This window comes from Halobaculum sp. EA56 (assembly GCF_051195075.1).
Taxonomy (GTDB): Archaea; Halobacteriota; Halobacteria; order Halobacteriales; family Haloferacaceae; genus Halobaculum.
Map to the genome: position 1 here is coordinate 145,755 of NZ_JBNTJX010000009.1, position 18,816 is coordinate 164,570.

Genomic DNA, 18,816 nt, shown 5'->3' on the forward strand with positions numbered 1-18,816 from the left:
GGTCGTTCGCGCGGTCAGTCGTCGGCCGATTCGCCGACCCGCACGGGCTCGTCGGGTTCCGGGCGTTCCGCCGGGTGGAGACACGCCGCCGAGTGGTCCGGTTCCGTCCACGCGTCGAGTTCGGGCTCCTCCTCCAGACACGCGTCGGTCGCCTTCGGACAGCGGGGGGCGAACCGGCACCCCGGGAGCGCTCCCTCCGGGTCGGCCGGCTTCCCGTCGAGCATGACGCGCTCGCGGCTCCCGCGCGGGTCCGTCTCTGGGACGGCCGAGAGCAGCGCCTCGGTGTAGGGGTGTTTCGGGTCGCTCACGACGCGCTCGGTCCGCCCCCGCTCGACGAACCGCCCGAGGTACATGATCGACAGCCGGTCGGCGATCCGCGTGAGGCTCGCGAGGTCGTGGGAGATGTACAGCACGCCGATCCCCCGGGTGTTCGCCAGCGAGCGGAGCAGGTTGAGCACCTCCGCCTGGAGCGAGACGTCGAGCATCGACGCCGGCTCGTCGCAGATGAGGAAGTCGGGGTCGATGACGAGCGCGCGGGCGATGGCGACGCGCTGGCGCTGGCCGCCCGACAGCTCGTTCGGGTACTTCTCCAGGTAGTGCTCGGCGGGCGCCATCCCGACCTGTTCGAGCGTCTCCCGGACGGCCTCGGCTCTCTCGTCGGTCCGGTATCCGTGGATCGTCAGCGGCTCCTTGACCAACTGCTCGACCGTCAGCCGCGGGTTCAGCGAGTCGTAGGGGTTCTGGAAGACGATCTGCAGCTTCTGCCGGAACGACTGGAGGTTGCCGTCCTGATAGTACTCGTGCGAGCGGCCATCGAACCTGAACCCGCCCTCGGTCGGGTCCTCCAGGAGCGCGAGCGTCTGCCCCAGCGTCGTCTTCCCGCAGCCGGACTCGCCGACGACGCCGACGATCTCCCCGCGTGCGACGGACAGCGAGACGCCGTCGACGGCGCGGACGTGCGACCCGTCGTCGCTGAGCACCTCGTTGAGAATCTCGCCGCGCTGTTCGTACCACTGGCGGAGGCTGTTCGAAATCCCGGTCACGGTCGGCGAGACGCCGCCGATGGGGAGGCGGCCCAGCAGCGACTCCGAGCGCTCGTACCACCTGCAGAGGTCCTCGACCTCCAGCAGCACCTCGCCGTCGTCGGACCGCGACCCGTCCGTGCTCCCGCCCCACGTGGAGGCGTCCTCGGCGTCGCGGCGGATCCGCGCCGCCCGGTCCGCGTTGTGACACGCGACCCGCTGGTTTCGATAGGGGAGCGCCTCCAGCTCCGGCTCGGTCGTCGCGCAGTCCTCGGTCGCGAACGGGCACCGCGGCTCGAAGACGCAGGCCGTCGGTTCCGAGTCGAGGCTCGGCGGTTCCCCCGGGACCGAGACCAGATCCCCGTCGTCGTCGTCGAGCGCCGCGAACGCGTTCTTCAGCCCCATCGTGTACGGGTTCGTGGGGTTGAGCAGGAGGTTCTCGACGCGCCCCTGCTCCATCACCTCCCCGCCGTACATCACCGACATCTCGTCGCAGGTCTCGGCGATGACGCTCAGGTCGTGGGTGATGAGCAGCAGCGAGCTGTCGGTCTCCTCCTGGATCTGGAGGATGTTGTCGATGATCTTGTCCTGGACGATCACGTCCAGCCCCGTCGTCGGCTCGTCGGCGATGATCAGCTTCGGATCCAGCGCGAGCGCCATCGCGATGACGACGCGCTGGCGCATCCCGCCCGAGAACTGGTGCGGGTAGTCGCCCGTCCGCGCGGGGTCGAGCCCGACCATCTCGAACAGCTCGCGGGCGCGCCGACGGGCGTTGCGCTCGGAGAGTTCCCGGTGGGTCTGGATCGCCTGCCTGATCTGTGCCCCGACCGTCATCACCGGGTCGAGGGCGTCGATGGCCGTCTGCGGGATGAACGCGATCTCCTCCCAGAGCAGGTCCTGTCGCTCCGACGGCGTCAGCGAGCGCAGGTCGCGTCCCTCGAACTCGATCTCGCCCGACACCACCTCCGCGTGGTCCGGAAGCAGGCCGAGGATCGCCTTCGCGGTCGTCGACTTCCCGGAGGCCGACTCGCCCGACAGCGCGTAGTTGACGCCGTCGTCGATGCCGAACGAGACGCCGTTCACGCTGTGGAGCGGCCCCTCCCGGGTGTCGTACCGAACCGCGAGGTCGTCGACGTCGAGAAGCGTCATCCCCGTACGCCGGCGGGCGACCGTCGAGCGGCGGTCGCGCCCGTGCGGGGGATGTCGTCGCTCGCCGCAGTACGAGCGGGATACTCGCTCACCGGAGACGGAACGCCGCGTCCACGTCGATCCATCCTGCTACGGGATATCATACAGCAAGTTAAGAACCCTCGGATCGCACTGGGAACCGACATGACGGGACGACGGCCCTCCGGGCGGGACGCTCGGTCGCTCACCTCGTTCGCTCCCTCGCGTCCCGCGTTTCGTCCGCGCTCGGGCGCCCGGTCGAACGGTCCTCGCTTCCCGCGGCGCCGACGGGGAGCCACGACGACCGGCGGACTCGACTGCCGAGAGCGCCCGTGGTGAGGGACGAACGCCGGTCGCTGCTCGGCCGGGTCGGCCGCTTCGACGCGATCGTGCTCACCTCCGCGCTGTGGTTCCTGGCCAAGTTCGTCCGCTTCGCGTTCCCGCCGCTGTTCGAGCGGCTCGCGGGCGTGTACGACGTCTCGGCGGCGGTCCTGGGGACGGCGTTCAGCGGGCTCCTCCTGGTCTACGCGGTCGTACAGTTCCCGTCGGGACTCCTCGCGGACAGGTTCAGCTCCGTGGGCGTCATCGGCGCGGGGACGGGGCTCGCGGCAGTCGGGGCGCTCGCGCTGGCCGTCGACAGCCCGCTGGCCGTCCTCGTCGGCGCCATGCTGACGATCGGCGCCGGCACCGGACCGGTCAAGACCGTCGGCATCCGGGTGCTCTCGCGGACGTACCCGGAGCGGACCGGGCGCGCGCTCGGCGTGTTCGACACCTTCGGGACGTTCGGCGGCGCGGCGGCGCCCGCCGCGGTGGTCCTCTTCGCGGCCGCGCCCGGGCTGGTCGGCGCCGGCTGGCGGACGACGTTCCTCGTCGCCGGGGCCGTCGGGATCGCCGTCACCGTCGCCTTCGTCGCCCGCGTCCCCCGGCGGCTTCCGGACGAGGGGACGGGCGCGACCGACGCCGGCACGGACGGCGCCGACGACGGGACGGCCGTCCCGATCCGCGAGTACGGCGCGCTGTTCCGCGAGTGGCGGTTCTCCACGTTCGTCCTCGTCACGACGCTGTTCTCGTTCGCCTACAACGCCACGCTCGCGTTCCTCCCGCTGTACTTCACGCGGGAGGCCGGGCTCGGGTCGACCACGGCGAGCCTGCTGTTCAGCGCGCTGTTCGCGGTGAGCCTCGTCCAGTTGCTCACCGGGGAGATCAGCGACCGGACGGGGGAGCTCCCCCTCGTCGCGCTCACGGTCGGGCTGGCGACGGCGGGGCTGGGGGCGATACTCCTCCTGTCCGGCGTCGCCGGCCCCCTCGTGCTGGGCGGGGCCGTCGTCTGTCTCGGGATCGGCGCACACGGCTACCGCCCGGTTCGTGGCGCGTACCTGATGTCGGTCATCCCCGCGTCGGTCGCCGGCGGGAGCCTCGGCGCGGTGCGGACGATACAGATGGTCGCCGGGGCGTCCTCCCCCGCCCTCGTCGGCGTGCTCTCGGAGACGGCCGGGCTCCGACCGGCCTTCGGGGTCCTCGTCGCGGCGTTGCTCGTCGCGACCGTCCTCTCCGTGCTCCTCTGGCTGTTCGACCCCTCGTGACGCGGCACTCGATCGCCCCCCGGGACGCGGCCCCCGATCGCTCGTCCGATCGGTACTTTACGATCGGGCCATCGACGACCCGTATGTACGGACGTCAGCGGTTGGCGGAGTCGGTCGCCGAGCCGGAGATCACGGTCGTCCCGGGGGTCTACGACGGCATCAGCGCGCGGCTCGTCGAGCGACAGGGGTTCGAGAGCGGGTTCCTCTCCGGCGCCGGCGTCTCCAACAGCCGGCTCGCACAGCCCGACGTCGGCTTCCTCACGCTGCCGGACGTCGCCGACCAGTCGCGCGAGATCACCGACGCGGTCGACGTTCCGATCTGGGTCGACGCCGACACCGGCTACGGCAACGCGGTCTCCGTCCATCGCACGGTCCGGAGGCTGGCGGACGCGGGCGCTGCGGCCGTCATGATCGAGGACCAGGAGTGGCCGAAGCGGTGCGGCCACATGGCGGGCAAGTCCGTCGTCCCGTTCGAGGAGGCCGTGGCGAAGATCGAGGCGGCGGCGGACGCGCGCGACGAGCACGCGCCGGAGCTACTCCTGAAGGCGCGGACCGACGCGACCGAGCCGCTCGGGCTCGACGAGGCGATCCGACGGCTGAACGCGTTCGCCGACGCCGGCGCCGACGTCGTCTTCGCGGACGCGCTGCGCTCGGCGGAGGACATCCGTCGCGTCGCGGCCGAGGTCGAGGCGCCGCTCTCCGTCAACATGGGGTTCGGCGTCCGGAGCCGCCCGACGACGCCGCTGATCCCGGCCCCGCGCCTCGAGGAGATGGGGGTCGACGTCGTCATCTACCCGCGGCTCATCACCGCCGCCGCGACCGCGGGGATGAAACGCGGGCTGGAGGAACTCGCGACGGCGGTCGAGACGTCCGAGGAGCACGAGGCGCCGGACGCCGTCGTCGACTGGGACTACTACACGGACCTGATCGGGAAGCCGGCGGTCGACGACCTCGAAGAGCGGTTCGCGACCGACGACGGCTGACACCCGCCGGATCGGCTCGGTTCACGAGCGACGTCGGGTCGCTCGCGGGACGGGCGCGACCGGGGCGGGGACCCGGGGAGGGGTCCCGCGGGATGTGAGACCCCGCTCCGACACAACACCTACCCCGGAGGGACACGAGCCCGACGGCATGGTGGACCAGTCGCTTCAAGGATACGTTCGGGGGACCCTGATCCGCGGCGGAACGAGCAGGGGACTGTACGTGACGCCCGACCGGTTGCCGCCGGCCGGCGAGCGGCGGGACGAGGTTCTCATCGACCTGTTCGGCACGCCCGACCCGCTCCAGATCGACGGCATCGGCGGGGGGAACTCCCACACGAGCAAGGCGATGATCGTCGACGAGTCCGACCGGCCGGACGCCGACGTCGCGTACACGTTCGGGCAGGTCGGGATCGAGAACGCGACCGTCGACTGGTCGGGCAACTGCGGGAACCTGACGAGCGGCGTCGGCGTCTTCGCGTTGCTGTCGGGCCTCGTCGACGCCGAGGGGCCCGAGACGGAGCTGGTCCTCCACAACACGAACACGGACACGTACGTCGACCAGGTCGTCCCCGTCGCCGACGGGGAGCCGGCGGTCCGCGGCGAGTACCGCGTCGACGGGGTCCCGGGAACGGGCGCCCGGATCGACTCGTACTTCCGCGACCCGGGCGGCTCCGTCACCGGCCGGCTGGTCCCGACCGGCGCGCGCCGCGAGACGCTGACGGTCGACGGCGACGACTACGACGTCTCGATCGTCGACGCCGCGAACCCCAACGTGTTCCTCAGGGCACGCGATCTCGGCCTCGGCGGCACGGAGCTCCCCGACGAGCTTGACGACCCGGACCTGCTGGACCGGCTCGAACTGATACGGGGCGCCGCGTGCGAGCGGCTGGGCCTCGTCGACGACCGACGCGACGCCGTCGACGAGCGGCCGGCGGTCCCGCAGATCGCGCTCGTCTCCGAGCCGCGGTCGTTCGATACCGTCTCCGGCGACCGCGTCGACGCCGACGACGTCGACGTCACGGCCCGCATCGTGACGACGGGGACCCCCCACCACTCGTACGCGACGACCGGCGCGATGTGTCTCGCCGCGGCGACCCGGCTCGACGGGACGATCCCGGCCGAGTTCGCGAGCGGGACCGGAGACACGGGAGGGGCCGCCGGCTCGGACGTGACCATCGGCCACCCGAAGGGGACGATCACGATCGGCGTCGAGACGGGGACGCGCGCGGGCGAGCCGACGGTCGAGCGCGTCCGCGTCGGTCGAACCGCCCGGCTGCTCGCCGACGGCAGGTTCTACCACCGCGACCCCGTCGAGTGACCGGACCGCCCGGCGGCACAGTCGCTCGCGGCCCGTCCCGGATCCGACCGACGCTCCGTGGTACCAACGTTCAAATGGGTGCCTCCCGAGTCCGTCGGCTGTGAACGCCTACGAGATCGCCGTCATCCCGGGCGACGGGATCGGGCCGGAGGTCGTGGACGCGACGCTCCCGTTCGTCGCGGACGCGGCCGAGGAACGGGGGGCGGCGTTCGAGACGACGCGGTTCGAGTGGGGAACCGAGTACTACCTCGATCACGGGGAGATGATGCCCGACGACGGGCTCGACCGGCTCGCCGAGTTCGACGCGATCTTCCTCGGCGCCGTCGGCCACCCGGAGGTCCCGGACCACGTGACGCTCCACGGGCTCCTGTTGCCGATCCGGAAGGGGCTCGACCAGTACGTCTGCGAGCGGCCGAACGTGCTCTTCGACGGCATCGAGAGCCCGCTCCGCGGCTACGGCGGCGGCGACGTCGACTTCGTGGTGTACCGGGAGAACACCGAGGGCGAGTACGCCGACATCGGCGGGAGGGAGCACCGGGGCTTCGACCACGAGACGGCGGTCCAGTCGGCGCTGTTCACCCGCCGCGGGACCGAGCGGATCATCCGCGCGGCGTTCGAGGCCGCGACCGAACGGGAGGGGCACCTGACCAGCGTCACGAAGTCGAACGCGCAGGCCCACAGCATGGTGTTCTGGGACGACATCGTCGAGGAGGTGGCCGCGGAGTTCCCGTCGGTCGAGGTCGAACGGCTGCTCGTGGACGCGGCGGCGATGGACCTGATCCGCCGCCCCCACGAGTTCGACGTGGTGGTCGCATCGAACCTCTTCGGCGACGTCCTCACGGACATCGGCGCCCAGATCACCGGGAGCATGGGACTGGCCCCGTCCGGGAACGTTCACCCGGGCCCGGAGTACCCGTCGATGTTCGAGCCGGTGCACGGGAGCGCCCCGGACATCGTCGGCGACGGCGTCGCGAACCCGCTCGCGACCGTCCTGTCGTGGTCGCTCCTGTTCGACGACCTGGGGGAGGGGGACGTCGCGGACGCGCTCTGGGACGGCGTCGCCGACCAGTTGGCCGACGGATCGGCGCCCCGGACGCCCGATCTGGGGGGGTCGGCGGGGACCGAGGCCGTCGTCTCCGACCTCAGGTCGCGGCTCTGATCCGGGCGAGGGGCGACGGTCCGCGGGCCGCCGGATCGGTCACGTCCCCGTCGGCGGACGTCGGTCGGACCCGGAAGCGTCGGTTCGGGAGTCCCGCGGCGTATCGCGCGACCCGCTCTCGAACCGGAACCGATACTTCGCAGCCACGAAACCGGCCGGACCCATGCCCGACATCCGCGGCGTCGCCCTCGGCGCCCTCCGTCGCCCCGACACCGGCGCGTATCTCGTCCAGCGGCTCCCCGGCACCGACGACACGCACTTCCACCGCTTCATCGGCGGGGGGATCGAACCCGGCGAACCCAGCGACGCGGCGCTCGAACGCGAGTTCCGCGAGGAACTCGGCGCCGCCGTCGACGCCGGTCCCGTCGTCTGCACCGTCGAGAACCTGTTCGAGTACGAGGGCGGGTCCCACCACGAGTTCGCGGTCGTGCGCGAGGCGACGTTCGCGGACGACTCGCTGTACGACCGCGACCGCTTCCGCGGCGTCGACGGCGAGGGTGACGACCGGTTCGAGTACGAGGCGTACTGGCGGACATTGGACGCGCTGCGGGCGGCCGACGCGCCGTTCTTTCCCGGAGGGGTCGCGGACGCGCTGGCGGCGGAGGGGCCCGTCCACGTGGTCAGTCCGCCGGAGACCGACGCCGCGGCCGGCGGCGGGACCGACGGAGACTGATCACCCGAACCCGGAGATCAGCGTCACCAGCCACTGCATCGGGTCGCCCCGCTCGCGTACCTCGACCGACTCGACCCACTTCACCCACTGGAACCCCCGCCGTCCCGGCGCCACCAGCCGCGCGGGGGCGCCGTGGCCGTGCGAGAGGGGGTCGCCGCGGACGTGCGTCGCCAGCAGGGCGTCGCGCGCCTCCGCGACCGGGAGCGACCACCGGTAGCCCGTGACCGAGGTGAAGCGGACGTACCGGGCGTCGTCGCTCGCGCCGGCCGAGTCGAGCAGGTCGCCGACGCGGACGCCGCCCCACTCCTGTACCGTGTACCACCCAGAGGTGCAGTCGAGCGTCGCCTCGACCTGGCGCTCGGGGCCGTCGCCGGCGAGGTCGTCGTACGGGAGGTCCAGTTCCGCCTCGACCAGCCCGTGCACGGAGAGCGTCCACTCGCCCCGGTCGACCGGGTCGGGGTCGTCGGCGACCCACGAGGTGACGGGGAAGCCGCCGCCCTCCGTCTCGGTGTCGTACAGGTCGCCCGTCGGCTTCGACCCGGTGAACCGCCGGCTCGCCCCGCCGAGCGCGCGGTCGGCCGCCTCGGTCGCGCGCCACGCGACGGTGCCCGCGACCAGGAGCGCCCCCGTGCGGAGGGCGGCCCGCCGGTCGAGGTCGACGTCGCGCGGGGAGTGGTACCGCCCGCGGAGGTGCCACAGCACCAGCGGAACGAGCAGCAGGCCGAGGCCGACGTGGAGGTTCAGGGTGGTCCACGCGAGGACCGGGACGTTGCCCCCGAGCACCCAGAACAGGCCCGTCCCGAGGGCCGCGAGCGTGACGGCCGCCTGGAGCACCGACAGCGGGGTGAAGCGGTCCCACGTCGCCGTCGACGCGACGCGCCGGCGGACCCGGTACAGTTTGAACCCCACGAGCGCCACGAGCGTCAGGCCGACCGTCGAGTGGAGCCAGAACACCCACGCGCCGCTCGGGGTCCCGCGCGTGAACGAGTAGAGCCCGGAGGCGACCTCGACGGCCACGGCGACCGCGATGGCCCAGTCCACGACGCGGGCCGGCGGCTCGACGCGGCGGAGGGCGCGGCCGGCGGCGGCGCGGACCCGAGTGAGGGAGTCCCGCACGGGGCGCTTCGACACGGAGGGCCGTACGCGCTCGACCGAAATAGGTCCGCGGGCGCGTCGCCCGCGACGGCAACGCCCAAGTCCCGCTCGGCCGTCGCCCCCGGTATGCCAGTCGCGCTCGTCACCGGCTCCTCCCGCGGCATCGGCGCCGCGGTCGCGGAGCGCTTCGCCGCCGACGGTTTCGACGTCGTCGTCAACTACCGCACCTCCGAGGACGCCGCCGCCGAGACCGCCGCGGCCGTCCGCGACCACGGACGGGGGGCGACGGTGGTACAGGCCGACGTGTCCGACCCCGACGACGCCGCGCGCCTCGTCGACGCCGGGGTCGAGGAGTTCGGCAGGCTCGACCACGTCGTCAACAACGCCGGCATCGACCAGCACGTCTACACCGAGGACCTCGACCCGGGGGATTTCGACCGCGTGATGGACGTGAACGTGAACTCGGCGTTCAACGTGACCAAGGCCGCGCTCCCGCACCTCCGCGCGAGCGACGCCGATCCCACGCCCTCGGTGACGAACGTCTCCTCGATCCTCGCGTACACCGGCGCGCCGATCGAGGTGCACTACGCCGGCTCGAAGGGGGCGCTGCTGTCGGTGACGAAGAGCCACGCGCGCGACTTCGCGCCGGACATCCGGGTGAACGCGGTCGCGCCGGGGCACGTCGAGACGGACATGACCGCCGACCGGTCTCCCGAGGAGAGGGAGGAGGAACTGGCGGGGATCCCGATGGGGTACTACGGCCGGCCGGAGGACATCGCGGAGGCGGTCGCGTACCTCCGGGACGCGCGGTTCGTCACCGGCGAGACGCTGAACGTGAACGGCGGGGAGCTGATGCGATAGCCGGGCGGACGGGGTGCTGTGAGCGGATCGACCGGCTAGTGTGATTTCACACTATATTTTTATCCGAACCGGCCGTACCGTCGCGTATGAGCGATACCGCCGCCGACGCCGAGAGTACCGTGTCGGGGAATCAGGCGAACATCCCGGCACGGATCCGACGCGAGTTGGACATCGACGACGGCGATCACCTTCGCTGGGAGATCCGCGACGACGGGACGCTTCGTGTCGAGGTCGTCCAGCAGCGCGAGGGGACGTTCGCCGAGTTCGACGGCTACGACGGCGCGGCGGACACCGACGCGGCGACGGATCACGACGACTGGGGAGTCGAGTAGTGCCGCGCGCGCTCGTCGACACGTCGGTCCTCTTCGCGGCAGCCTACCGCCGAGACGCCGCCCACGAGGAGGGGCTCGGCATCGTCCGAGGGATCGACTCCGGTTCTCTCCCCCAGGGAGTCGTGCTCGAATACGTTCTCGCGGAGACGCTCAACGGACTCACGACCCACGCCGGGCACGACGCGGCGGTCGATTTCCTCGACCGGGTCGAGGAGAACGCGAACGTCCATATCGAGTCCGTCACGGGATCCGTCCACGCCTCGGCGAAGTCCGCGTTCCGTCGACACCGGCGGCTCTCGTTCGTCGACGCCGCGATCGTCGCGTACATGCGGACCGCTGGGCTCGGCTACCTGTACGCCTTCGACGACGACTTCGACGGGATCGACGACGTGTATCGACTGGACTCCGACACGAACCCGTTCCGCCCCGACTGAATCGACGCTTACAGCGCCTCCTCCAGCCGGTCCAGCCCCTCCTCCAGGCGCTCCATCGAGTTGGCGAACGAGAGCCGCAACTGCCCGCGGCCGGCAGCGCCGAAGCCGTCGCCGGGCGCGAGCACGACGCCCGCCTCCTCGCACAGTCGCCTCGCCAGCGGGAGGCTCGCCTCGTCGGTGTCGGGGTTCAGGAACGCGTAGAAGGCGCCCTCCGGTTCGGGCGCGGTTACGCCGTCCATGTCCGAGAGCCGGTCGGCGACGTAGTCGCGGCGCTCGCGGAAGGCGTCGTACATCGCCTCGACGGGCTCCTGCGGCCCGGTGAGCGCCGCGATCGCGGCGTGCTGGGCGACGCTCCCGGTGCAGGCGGTCGTGGACTCCCTGACCTTCGTCGCCTCGTCGACGACCGTCGGGTCGCCGGCGAGCCAGCCGACGCGCCAGCCCGTCATCGCGTACGTCTTCGAGCAGGAGCCGACCGTGAGCACGTGGTCCGGGTGGCCCGTCAGCGCCGCGACGCCCGTGGGGTCGCGGTCGTAGGTGAGCTTCGCGTACACCTCGTCGGCGATCACGTAGGCGCCGTGGTCGGAGGCGGCGTCGACCACCGCCCGGACCTCGTCGGGGTCGGCGACGCGGCCGGTCGGGTTCGAGGGGGAACACAGCATCACGACCGAGGTCTCGTCGCTCATCTCCGCGATCACGGTGTCGGCGTCCAGGTCGTAGTCCGGCGCCGGCATCGGCACCTCGACGGGGACGGCGTCGGCGAGGCGCGCCTGCGTCCAGTAGTTCGGCCACGAGGGCGAGGGGAGCAGGACCTCGCCGCCGGGCTCGGCGGTCGCGAGCACGGCGAGGTGGAGCGCCTCCATTCCCCCGGTGGTCGTGAGGATCTCGTCGGCGGCGTGCTCCACGTCGTACTCGCGGACGAGCGTGTCGGAGATCGCCTCCCGGAGTTCGGGGAGGCCGGCGTTCGAGGTGTAGTGGGTGTGGCCCCCGCGGGCGGCCGCCGCGGCGGCGTCGACGACGTGCTCTGGGGTGTCGAAGTCCGGCTCGCCCACCTCCAGGCGGACGAGGTCGCGGCCCTCGCGTTCGAGTTCCTGCGCGAGGTCGAACATCACGCGGATCCGGGAGCGGTCGCAGTTCCTGACGCGGGCGGTGGGCTCGGGCATACCGGTGGGTGGGTACCGGGCGTGTTGAAGCTACGTGTGGCTGCAGAACGCGAGGCTTCGGGGTCGGGGGAACGGGCCCGGGACCGGAGACCGGGACCCGGGGGAGCGCGACCGGACGGCGGATCGGCGGCGGCGCCTCGGGCCGTGAGGGGGTTCCCGGCGGTTTCCGACCCCCCGCTCAGTCCGCCGTCGCGTCCGGCGCCAGCTCGGCGGGCGGGCCGCCCGGGAGCCGGTCGCGGTCGTGCGGCTCCGTGAAGTCGATGTCCGGCCCCGTCGGCACGAGCCGCTTGGGGTTGAGGCTCTCGTGGGAGCCGTAGTAGTGGCGGGTGATGTGGTCCATGTTCACGGTCTGCTCGACGCCGGGCGTCTGGTACACGTCCTTCGTGTACTCCCAGAGGTGGTCGTACTCGTGGATCCCGCGGCGGTTGCACCGGAAGTGGGTATGGTACACGTGGTCGAACCGCACCAGGGTGGCGAACATCGCCACGTCCGCCTCGGTGAGGCGGTCGCCCGCGAGGTACCGCCGGTCGGCGAGCAGGTCGTCGTACTCGTCGAGCGCGTCGAACAGCTCGTTCACCGCCTCGTCGTACGCCTCCTGCGTGCTCGCGAAGCCCGCGCGGTAGACCCCGTTGTTGATGCGCGGGTAGATGTCGGCGATGCGCTCGTCCACCTCCTCGCGGTACCCCTCGGGCCACAGGTCGACCCCGTTGCCGAGGTCGTCGAAGGCGGTGTCGAGCATCCGCATGATCTCCTCGCTCTCGTTGTTGACGATGGTCTCGCGCTCTTTGTCCCACAGCACGGGCACCGTCACGCGCCCGGTGTACTCGTCGTCCGCGCGCTGGTAGATCTCCCGCAGGTAGTCCGCCCCGTACAGCGGGTCGGGCTGCTCCTCGGAGAACTCCCACCCCTCGTCGTACCGTTCGGGCTGCGTCAGCGACAGCGAGATGACGTCCTCCAGCCCCTTCAGCGAGCGCGTCAGCGCGACGCGGTGGGCCCACGGGCACGCCCGGCAGATGTACACGTGGTAGCGGTCCGGCTCGGCGGGGAACCGGGGGTTCTCGACCGGGTCGGCCCCGGGCTCGGGGACCGAGCCGTCGATCCAGTCGCGGAAGCTCGTCTCGCTTCGCTCGAACTCGCCGGAGTCGCCGGTGTCGCGGCGGACGCCGACGCGCCACTCGCCGTCGACGAGCATGTTGGTCGCGTCGCTCATGTACCGATCCCTTCGGTCGGCAGCGGGTAAAGGCGTGCGCCGGTTCGGCGGGGCCGCGCACGAGCGATCCCGGGACTATAGTTTCCGGAACCGGCCCACAAAATTATATCCGATCGGACGGGAGGCGTACCCATGGGACGGAGGTGCCAGAACTGCGAGTCGATCGTGACCGAACAGTACGCGCGGGTGTTCGCGCCGGACGACGCGGCCGGGCCGCGGGTGTGCCCGCGGTGTGAGGACCTCGTGCGCGACGGCGCGGAGGTGCGCGAGGCGCGCGCCACCCGCGGATAGCGTCGTCCCGGCGCGGCCGCGGCGTCGCGTTCCCGCCGTCGGGTCTCCCGCTCCCCGCGACCCGCGCTACTCCACGGTCCCCGCCGAGACGCGCGCGAACCCCCCGAGGAGCGTCCGGTACGTCGCGTCCGCGCAGACGTCCCGCAGCGCGCGGTGGGCCGCCGCGACGCGCCCGTCCTGGACGGCCGCCGGCGACCGCTCCAGCGACCGCGCCGTCCCCGGCGGCGACCCCGCGCGGACGAACAGCCGGAAGGCGGGGTTCAGCGCGCGCCACCACGACCGCGTCGTCCGCGCGAGATCCAGCAGCGCGACCCGCCCGCCCGGGCCGACGAGGTCGGCCCAGGTCCGGACCGCCGCCGCCGGGTCGGGGAGCATTCCCGTCACGAACGCCCCGAAGCAGGCGTCGATCCGGTCGTCCCGCAGCGGCGGCCGGGTCGCGTCGCCGCGGACGAACGCGCCGGGGTCGTCGTCGCGGGCGCGCCCCCGCTCGCGGGCGACCCGGAGGACGCCGGGGGCGAAGTCGACGCCGACGTACGTCCCGCCGTCGCCGACGGCCGCCTCGACGTACGGTCGGTTCGCGCCCGTGCCGCAGCCGAACTCGACGACCGTCGCCCCCGGCCCCGGATCGAGCGCGTCCGCGAGCGCCTCCCGGAGCCCCCCGACGAACGGCCCGCGCCTGGCGAGCGCGTCGTACAGGCGGGCGACGCGGGTGTAGAACTCGGGCGCGGACATCGAGGCCGTCGGGGTCGGCGGGTCCGGGAGGGGAGCCACGGCTACAGCAGGTCCCGGACGACCCGCGCCACCGTCGGCGCGTCCGGGCCGATCACGTACAGCACCGGCTCGATCCCGACACCGCCGGTCTGGTAGACGGCGACTGTCCCGTCGGGGCCGACATCCCCGTCCCCGTCGCCGACACCCTCGCCGTCGTCGGCTTCCTCCAGCGCCGCGCGGACCGGGTCGTCGGGGGCGCCGGCGTCGGTCTCGTCGCCCTCGCGCGGCTGGAACTCCACGGCCGGGTGTCCGGCGTCGACGAGCGCCGCCACCAGGTCCGGGTCGTACCGGACGTTCACCGCCGCGCGGGCGTCGACGCCGGCGTCGCGCGCGGACAGCAGCACGCCGGCGACGTGCTCGCTGACGCCGAACTCCGGGTCGCTCGGGACGGTCGCCCGCCCCTTCACGTCGAAGATGCGGCCGGGGACCGCCGCCACGTCGTCGATGTCGACGGCGTCGGGGACGCACTCGACGAGGTTCGAGCCGACGTTCGGGATGAGCCCGGCGAACCCCGACGCCGAGGTGAGCGTGCGCAGGCCGCGCCGCAGCGACGACAGCGTCCGCTCGCGGTCGCGCAGGCCGCTGTCGGGGTCGTGGACCGCGAAGTCGTACTCCGCGTCCGCGAGCTCGGGCATCGCCGTCTCGTGGAGCTCCGCGAGCAGGTCGCCCGCCTCCAGCCGGCGGATCAGCACCTCCAGCTCGACCAGCGCGGCGACCCGGCTCACGTCGCCGGCGGCGAGCCCCTCGGCGACGCGCTCGACCGTCTCGCGCACCCGGGAGTCGGCGGCGACGCGGTCGTTCGTCGCCACCTCGCCGTGGGCGTACTTCGACACGGCCGACTGGCTGATGCCGAGCGCGTCGGCCACCTCGCGCTGGGTGAGGTCGCGGTCGCGGAGCTCCTCGGCGAGCATCGAGCGCACCGTGGGGAGGAACTCCTCGACGACGACCTCCTCGACGAACTTCACGGCTCCCCACCCCCGGCACCGCCGCCGCCCGGTGTGTCAGCGTCGCCGGCGCCGCCGAGCGTTCCGTCCCCCCCGCCCGCCGCGAACTCGGGGTCGTCGCCGATGCGGGACGCCTGCGGCCCGGACTGGCCCTGGTACTTCGAGCCGCGCTCGGCGCCGTACGGGCGGTCGGCGGGCGTCTTCAGCTCCGTGAAGATGAGCTGGGAGACGCGCATCCCCGGCGAGAGCGCCACCGGCGCGGCGCCGAGGTTCGACAGTTCGAGGGTTATCTGGCCGTCGTACCCGGGGTCCACGATCCCGGCGGTCGCGTGGATGACGACTGCGAGCCGACCCAACGAGGAGCGGCCCTGGACCGTCGCGAGCAGGTCCGCCGGGACCTCCACGCGCTCCTTCGTCGTCCCGAGCACGAAGTCGCCGGGGTGGAGGATGAAGTCCTCGCCCTCGGGCACGTGCGTCTCCTCGACGTACTCGTCGACCTCGCGGGCGTCGTTCGGGTGGATGCAGGGAATGTTCGTCCGGCGGAACTCGAGGAACTCCGACCCGAGCCGGAGGTCGACGCTGGCCGGCTGGACCTGCGTGTCCACGTCGTCGAGCGGGTCGACGACGAGGTCGCCGTCCCGGAGCCGCGCGAGGATGTCGGTGTCCGAGAGTATCATTACCGGAGGCGCGGCCGCCCGCGGCCTAAAGCTTCCCTCATCGGGGTCGGTCCCGGTGGCCGTCGCCGGACCCGTCGGTCGGCGTCCCGGGCGGCACGTCGGCCCCGCACGGAGCTTCGCTGCCGACCGGCGCCGCCCTGCGGACCGGCGCCGCCGCCCTCGGCGTTCGAGCTACCGTTCGCGCTCCTCGCGCTCGGTGAGGTCGCGGACGAGGGCGGTGAACCGCGGCTCGCCGTCGACGGTCGCCTCGCCGAAGGAGATCCCGAGCGGGACCTCGTGGCCGTCCCGGTGGAGCCCCGGAAGCTCGATCCAGTCCCAGTCGAGTCGCTTGTCGCCCTCCCGGAGGTACCGGGCGATCGCCTCGCGGTGCGGCTCGCGGAACCGCTCGGGGAGGATCGTCTCCAGCGACCCGCCGACGAGCTCCTCGGGGCCGTACCCTAGGACGTCCTCGACGGCGTCGTTGGCGTACCGGACCGTGCTGTCGTCGTCGATGGTCACGACCGCGTGGGTCGTGTTCTCCGTCAGCGCGCGGAACCGCGCCCGCGTCGTCTCGAGTTCGGCCCTGCGCTCGACGCGCTCGCGGTTCCGGTACGCCCTGTGGACGAGTTCGGCGACGTCGCTGGCGAACTCGGTCTCGTCGTCGGTCCACTCGCGGGGGCCGCCGACGTGTTCGTGACAGACCACCCCGAGGACCTCGCCCCCCGACCGGACCGTCGCGTCGAGCAGCGCGCCCACGTCGTGTTCGACGAGGTAGTCCCCGAGTTCGGCCGTCCGCGGGTCCTCGACGGCGTCCGCGGCGACGATCGACCGGTTGGACTCGAGCGCGTCGAGGTACGCGGGGTACTCCTCCGCGTCGAGGGTCATCCCGCTCCCGTGGGTGCCGGACGACCGATCGAAGTGCTCCACGCACCGGAGCGTGTCGCGCCCGTCGTCGAACAGCCAGACGTTGACGCGGGGGACCTCGAGGACCGCGGCCGCGGTCTCGGCGATCCGTTCGAGCGCCGCCTCGAAGTCCCCGCCGGTCACGGCGTCGTCCGTCGTCAGTTCGAGCAGGGCGTCCCCCTGTCGGTTCCGCCGTTCGCGGCGACGCCGTCGTTCGAGGCGGGTTCGGTACTGTTCGACGGCGTTCGTGAGTCGGTTCGCGAGGACCGTGTACTGGCTGGTCCCGGACGTCTTCCGGAGGTAGTCGGTCGCGCCGGCGGAGATAGCCTCGCTGGCGACCTCCTCGCTTCCCTTGCCCGTGAACAGGACGAACGGGAGGTCGGGATACTCCTCGCTGACGGCCTCGAGGAACTCGATGCCGTCCCGTCCCGGCATGTCGTAGTCGGAGACGACGCAGTCGACGTCGCCGTCGGCCAGCAGGTCGAGCCCCCCGTCGGCGTCCGTCGCGGTCTCGACGGCGATGCGGGGGTCGTCCCGTTCGAGGAACTCCGCGGCCAACTCGGCGAAGGCGGGGTCGTCGTCGACGTGCAGGACGGAGATTCCCCCTCGCTCGCTCATGTCTCCTCTCCCGGTTTCGAAGTCCCCTTCTTAAACTCGGCGTCCCGATTTACAGGACGGATAACGGACGCGGTCGCCTCCGGGGTCGGGACTCCCCTCGAACGCGGCGGCCGCGCGGGGCCGCCGGGAACCGGTCGGTCGTCGGCTCACGACAGTTCGAACACCAGCCCGACGAGGGTGAGCACGGCGACGATGCCCGCGGCGTCCCCGAGCGTGTGGTCGCGCGCCTCCGCCAGCCCGTACGTCCGGATCGCGCCGCCCCACAGCCCGACGACGAGCGCCGCAAGCAGGGCGACCGCCTCGACCCCCGCGACCGCCGCCTCCAGCGTCGCGAGCGCGCTCTCGGGGTCGCCGGACAGGGGCGTCGTCCGCAGGCGGTACACCAGCAGCGCGCCGACGCCGAGTATCCGCGCGAGGCCGGGGACCATCCCCCAGGCGACGACGACGAGCGTGTCGACGAACGGCCCCGACCCGTCGGCGAGCGCGCTCGCTGCGTGGAGGACGCCCGCCTGCACGACCCAGAACAGGGGCACGAGCGCGACGGCGGCCGGGGGGAGCCACGACAGCTCCTCGGCGACGAGCGCGCCCAGGTCGCGCTCGACCGTCTCGGGCTCGTCGCAGCCCGAGGGGGTGTCCTCGAAGGCCGAGTTCTCGCAGAACGCGTCGCCGGGGTAGGCGGGGTTATCGACGGTGACGGCGACGTCGAGCGCGGCGGCGAACTCGCCGAGGAAGACGGCGAGGCCGGCGGCGGTGGCGAGCGTGACGACGGCGACGGCGGCCGCGGCGTGCGCGAACGGCGGCGAGCCGTCGTGGGCGGCGAAGTAGCTGTCCGGCCGGAGGAGGGGCGTGCGGGGACCTGCCATCGACCGTGGGATGTCGGGGTACCGACAAGTGTCTTGTCGTTCGCCGCGGGACGCGGTCACGACCCGGAGGGTCGGGTCGGTACGGTTACGACGGGTCGTCGGCAACCACGGGCCGCTCGGCGCCGTGGTAGGCGTCGTGGAAGGCGTCCAGCCGGCGGTAGAAGCGCGGCAGCAGCTCCTCGCGCACGTCGAGTTCCTCGCCGCCGTCCTCCCTGCGGGTCCACGCGACTGCGTCCGCCAGCGCCGCCTCGACGTCGGCCGGCGGCTCCTCCCCGGCGGCGGCCGCGTACGACTCGCGGAAGGCGGCCGTCACGGTCGCCAGCGCCAGGTCGTCCACGCGGACCGTCTCGCCCCGGGGCGTGGCGATGCTCCGGGCCGCGCCCGCGAGGAGGACCCGCCCGTCGGGGATGCCGTGGCCGGCGAACGAGCCCGCGTCGGGCCGGTCGTCGCCGCCGTCGTCGCTCCTGATGCTCACACCGCCGGTACGCCCCTCGGCGTGTTGAACCCGCGCGGCCTGTGCGGCGGCGGCGCACTCGTGGGGGGCGCTTTTGTCCCCTCGGCCCGGGCCGTCCGCCTCGCTCCCGCCCCGTTCCCGCCGGCTCCCGATCGTGCCCCCCGTCCCGCCCTTGCGGTCTCGCCCCGCCCCGCTCCCGAAGCGCTTTCCGCCGCCCCCGCCGACGGCGACGTATGAGCCTAAAGCAGGCGGTCGTCGTCCGCACGGACCTGGGGATGGGGACCGGGAAGCTGGCCGCGCAGGTCGCGCACGCGTCGCT

20 protein-coding genes are annotated in these 18,816 nt (G+C 72.8%); 10 read left to right on the plus strand and 10 right to left on the minus strand.

What is annotated here, in order from left to right; all coding sequences use genetic code 11:
• Positions 1–14 precede the first annotated feature (14 nt).
• A complete protein-coding gene (locus ACQUQ1_RS15320; RefSeq protein WP_435065183.1) occupies positions 15–2,171 on the minus strand; it encodes a dipeptide ABC transporter ATP-binding protein in 2,157 nt (718 codons plus the stop codon).
• Positions 2,172–2,524: 353 nt separating this feature from the next.
• Between ACQUQ1_RS15320 and ACQUQ1_RS15325 the strand changes: the two genes are divergently transcribed.
• The 5 genes from ACQUQ1_RS15325 to ACQUQ1_RS15345 all read left to right on the plus strand — a co-directional run bounded on the left by ACQUQ1_RS15325 (position 2,525) and on the right by ACQUQ1_RS15345 (position 7,905).
• The gene (locus ACQUQ1_RS15325) at positions 2,525–3,772 is read left to right on the plus strand and encodes an MFS transporter (protein ID WP_435065184.1); all 1,248 of its coding nucleotides are present in this window, start codon (positions 2,525–2,527) and stop codon (positions 3,770–3,772) included.
• Positions 3,773–3,855: 83 nt separating this feature from the next.
• Positions 3,856–4,755 carry an isocitrate lyase/PEP mutase family protein gene (locus ACQUQ1_RS15330; protein WP_435065185.1) on the plus strand — a complete coding sequence of 300 codons (900 nt, stop codon included), beginning with the start codon at positions 3,856–3,858 and terminating at the stop codon, positions 4,753–4,755.
• A 148-nt stretch (positions 4,756–4,903) separates the two neighbouring features.
• Positions 4,904–6,073, plus strand: coding sequence for a PrpF domain-containing protein (locus ACQUQ1_RS15335; RefSeq protein ID WP_435065186.1), 1,170 nt, complete (start codon positions 4,904–4,906; stop codon positions 6,071–6,073).
• Between the two features lie 100 nt (positions 6,074–6,173).
• Complete coding sequence (locus ACQUQ1_RS15340) at positions 6,174–7,232, plus strand: isocitrate/isopropylmalate dehydrogenase family protein (protein ID WP_435065187.1); 1,059 nt, start codon at positions 6,174–6,176, stop codon at positions 7,230–7,232.
• Between the two features lie 163 nt (positions 7,233–7,395).
• Entirely contained in the window at positions 7,396–7,905 is a 510-nt protein-coding gene (locus tag ACQUQ1_RS15345) for an NUDIX domain-containing protein (RefSeq protein ID WP_435065188.1), read from the plus strand.
• Here the strand turns inward: ACQUQ1_RS15345 and ACQUQ1_RS15350 are convergent, their stop codons facing one another.
• Positions 7,906–9,036, minus strand: coding sequence for a molybdopterin-dependent oxidoreductase (locus tag ACQUQ1_RS15350; protein ID WP_435065189.1), 1,131 nt, complete (start codon positions 9,034–9,036; stop codon positions 7,906–7,908). It abuts the gene before it with no gap.
• A gap of 90 nt (positions 9,037–9,126) precedes the next feature.
• Between ACQUQ1_RS15350 and ACQUQ1_RS15355 the strand changes: the two genes are divergently transcribed.
• From ACQUQ1_RS15355 to ACQUQ1_RS15365, 3 genes are all read left to right on the plus strand, one after another.
• On the plus strand, positions 9,127–9,861 hold the full coding sequence (locus ACQUQ1_RS15355; protein ID WP_435065190.1) for a 3-oxoacyl-ACP reductase family protein: 735 nt from the start codon (positions 9,127–9,129) through the stop codon (positions 9,859–9,861).
• An 86-nt stretch (positions 9,862–9,947) separates the two neighbouring features.
• Positions 9,948–10,193 carry an AbrB/MazE/SpoVT family DNA-binding domain-containing protein gene (locus ACQUQ1_RS15360; protein WP_435065191.1) on the plus strand — a complete coding sequence of 82 codons (246 nt, stop codon included), beginning with the start codon at positions 9,948–9,950 and terminating at the stop codon, positions 10,191–10,193.
• Positions 10,193–10,627 carry a type II toxin-antitoxin system VapC family toxin gene (locus ACQUQ1_RS15365; protein ID WP_435065192.1) on the plus strand — a complete coding sequence of 145 codons (435 nt, stop codon included), beginning with the start codon at positions 10,193–10,195 and terminating at the stop codon, positions 10,625–10,627. The genes ACQUQ1_RS15360 and ACQUQ1_RS15365 overlap by 1 nt, the downstream gene beginning before the upstream one ends.
• 8 nt (positions 10,628–10,635) lie before the next feature.
• On the opposite strand, the gene ACQUQ1_RS15370 is transcribed toward ACQUQ1_RS15365, so the two are convergent.
• On the minus strand, positions 10,636–11,787 hold the full coding sequence (locus ACQUQ1_RS15370) for a pyridoxal phosphate-dependent aminotransferase (protein ID WP_435065193.1): 1,152 nt from the start codon (positions 11,785–11,787) through the stop codon (positions 10,636–10,638).
• Positions 11,788–11,965: 178 nt separating this feature from the next.
• The gene (locus ACQUQ1_RS15375; RefSeq protein ID WP_435065194.1) at positions 11,966–12,997 is read right to left on the minus strand and encodes a glutathione S-transferase family protein; all 1,032 of its coding nucleotides are present in this window, start codon (positions 12,995–12,997) and stop codon (positions 11,966–11,968) included.
• A gap of 132 nt (positions 12,998–13,129) precedes the next feature.
• Between ACQUQ1_RS15375 and ACQUQ1_RS15380 the strand changes: the two genes are divergently transcribed.
• Positions 13,130–13,288, plus strand: coding sequence for a DUF7563 family protein (locus ACQUQ1_RS15380; RefSeq protein ID WP_435065195.1), 159 nt, complete (start codon positions 13,130–13,132; stop codon positions 13,286–13,288).
• 66 nt (positions 13,289–13,354) lie between these two features.
• Here ACQUQ1_RS15380 and ACQUQ1_RS15385 read toward each other — a convergent pair whose 3' ends face one another.
• The 6 genes from ACQUQ1_RS15385 to ACQUQ1_RS15410 form a co-directional block, all read right to left on the minus strand.
• Positions 13,355–14,020 carry a class I SAM-dependent methyltransferase gene (locus ACQUQ1_RS15385; RefSeq protein WP_435065196.1) on the minus strand — a complete coding sequence of 222 codons (666 nt, stop codon included), beginning with the start codon at positions 14,018–14,020 and terminating at the stop codon, positions 13,355–13,357.
• A gap of 41 nt (positions 14,021–14,061) precedes the next feature.
• Positions 14,062–15,024 carry a thiamine-phosphate synthase family protein gene (locus ACQUQ1_RS15390; RefSeq protein ID WP_435065197.1) on the minus strand — a complete coding sequence of 321 codons (963 nt, stop codon included), beginning with the start codon at positions 15,022–15,024 and terminating at the stop codon, positions 14,062–14,064.
• The gene (gene dcd, locus ACQUQ1_RS15395; protein WP_435065198.1) at positions 15,021–15,680 is read right to left on the minus strand and encodes a dCTP deaminase; all 660 of its coding nucleotides are present in this window, start codon (positions 15,678–15,680) and stop codon (positions 15,021–15,023) included. Before dcd ends, ACQUQ1_RS15390 begins: the two co-directional genes overlap by 4 nt.
• Positions 15,681–15,851: 171 nt before the next feature.
• The gene (locus ACQUQ1_RS15400; protein WP_435065199.1) at positions 15,852–17,180 is read right to left on the minus strand and encodes a PAS domain S-box protein; all 1,329 of its coding nucleotides are present in this window, start codon (positions 17,178–17,180) and stop codon (positions 15,852–15,854) included.
• Between the two features lie 146 nt (positions 17,181–17,326).
• On the minus strand, positions 17,327–18,043 hold the full coding sequence (locus ACQUQ1_RS15405) for a YIP1 family protein (RefSeq protein WP_435065200.1): 717 nt from the start codon (positions 18,041–18,043) through the stop codon (positions 17,327–17,329).
• Positions 18,044–18,128: 85 nt separating this feature from the next.
• Positions 18,129–18,518 carry a hypothetical protein gene (locus tag ACQUQ1_RS15410; protein ID WP_435065202.1) on the minus strand — a complete coding sequence of 130 codons (390 nt, stop codon included), beginning with the start codon at positions 18,516–18,518 and terminating at the stop codon, positions 18,129–18,131.
• Between the two features lie 212 nt (positions 18,519–18,730).
• On the opposite strand from ACQUQ1_RS15410, the gene ACQUQ1_RS15415 reads away from it, so the two are divergent.
• On the plus strand, positions 18,731–18,816 hold an 86-nt coding region (locus ACQUQ1_RS15415), incomplete at its 3' end, for a peptidyl-tRNA hydrolase (protein WP_435065206.1).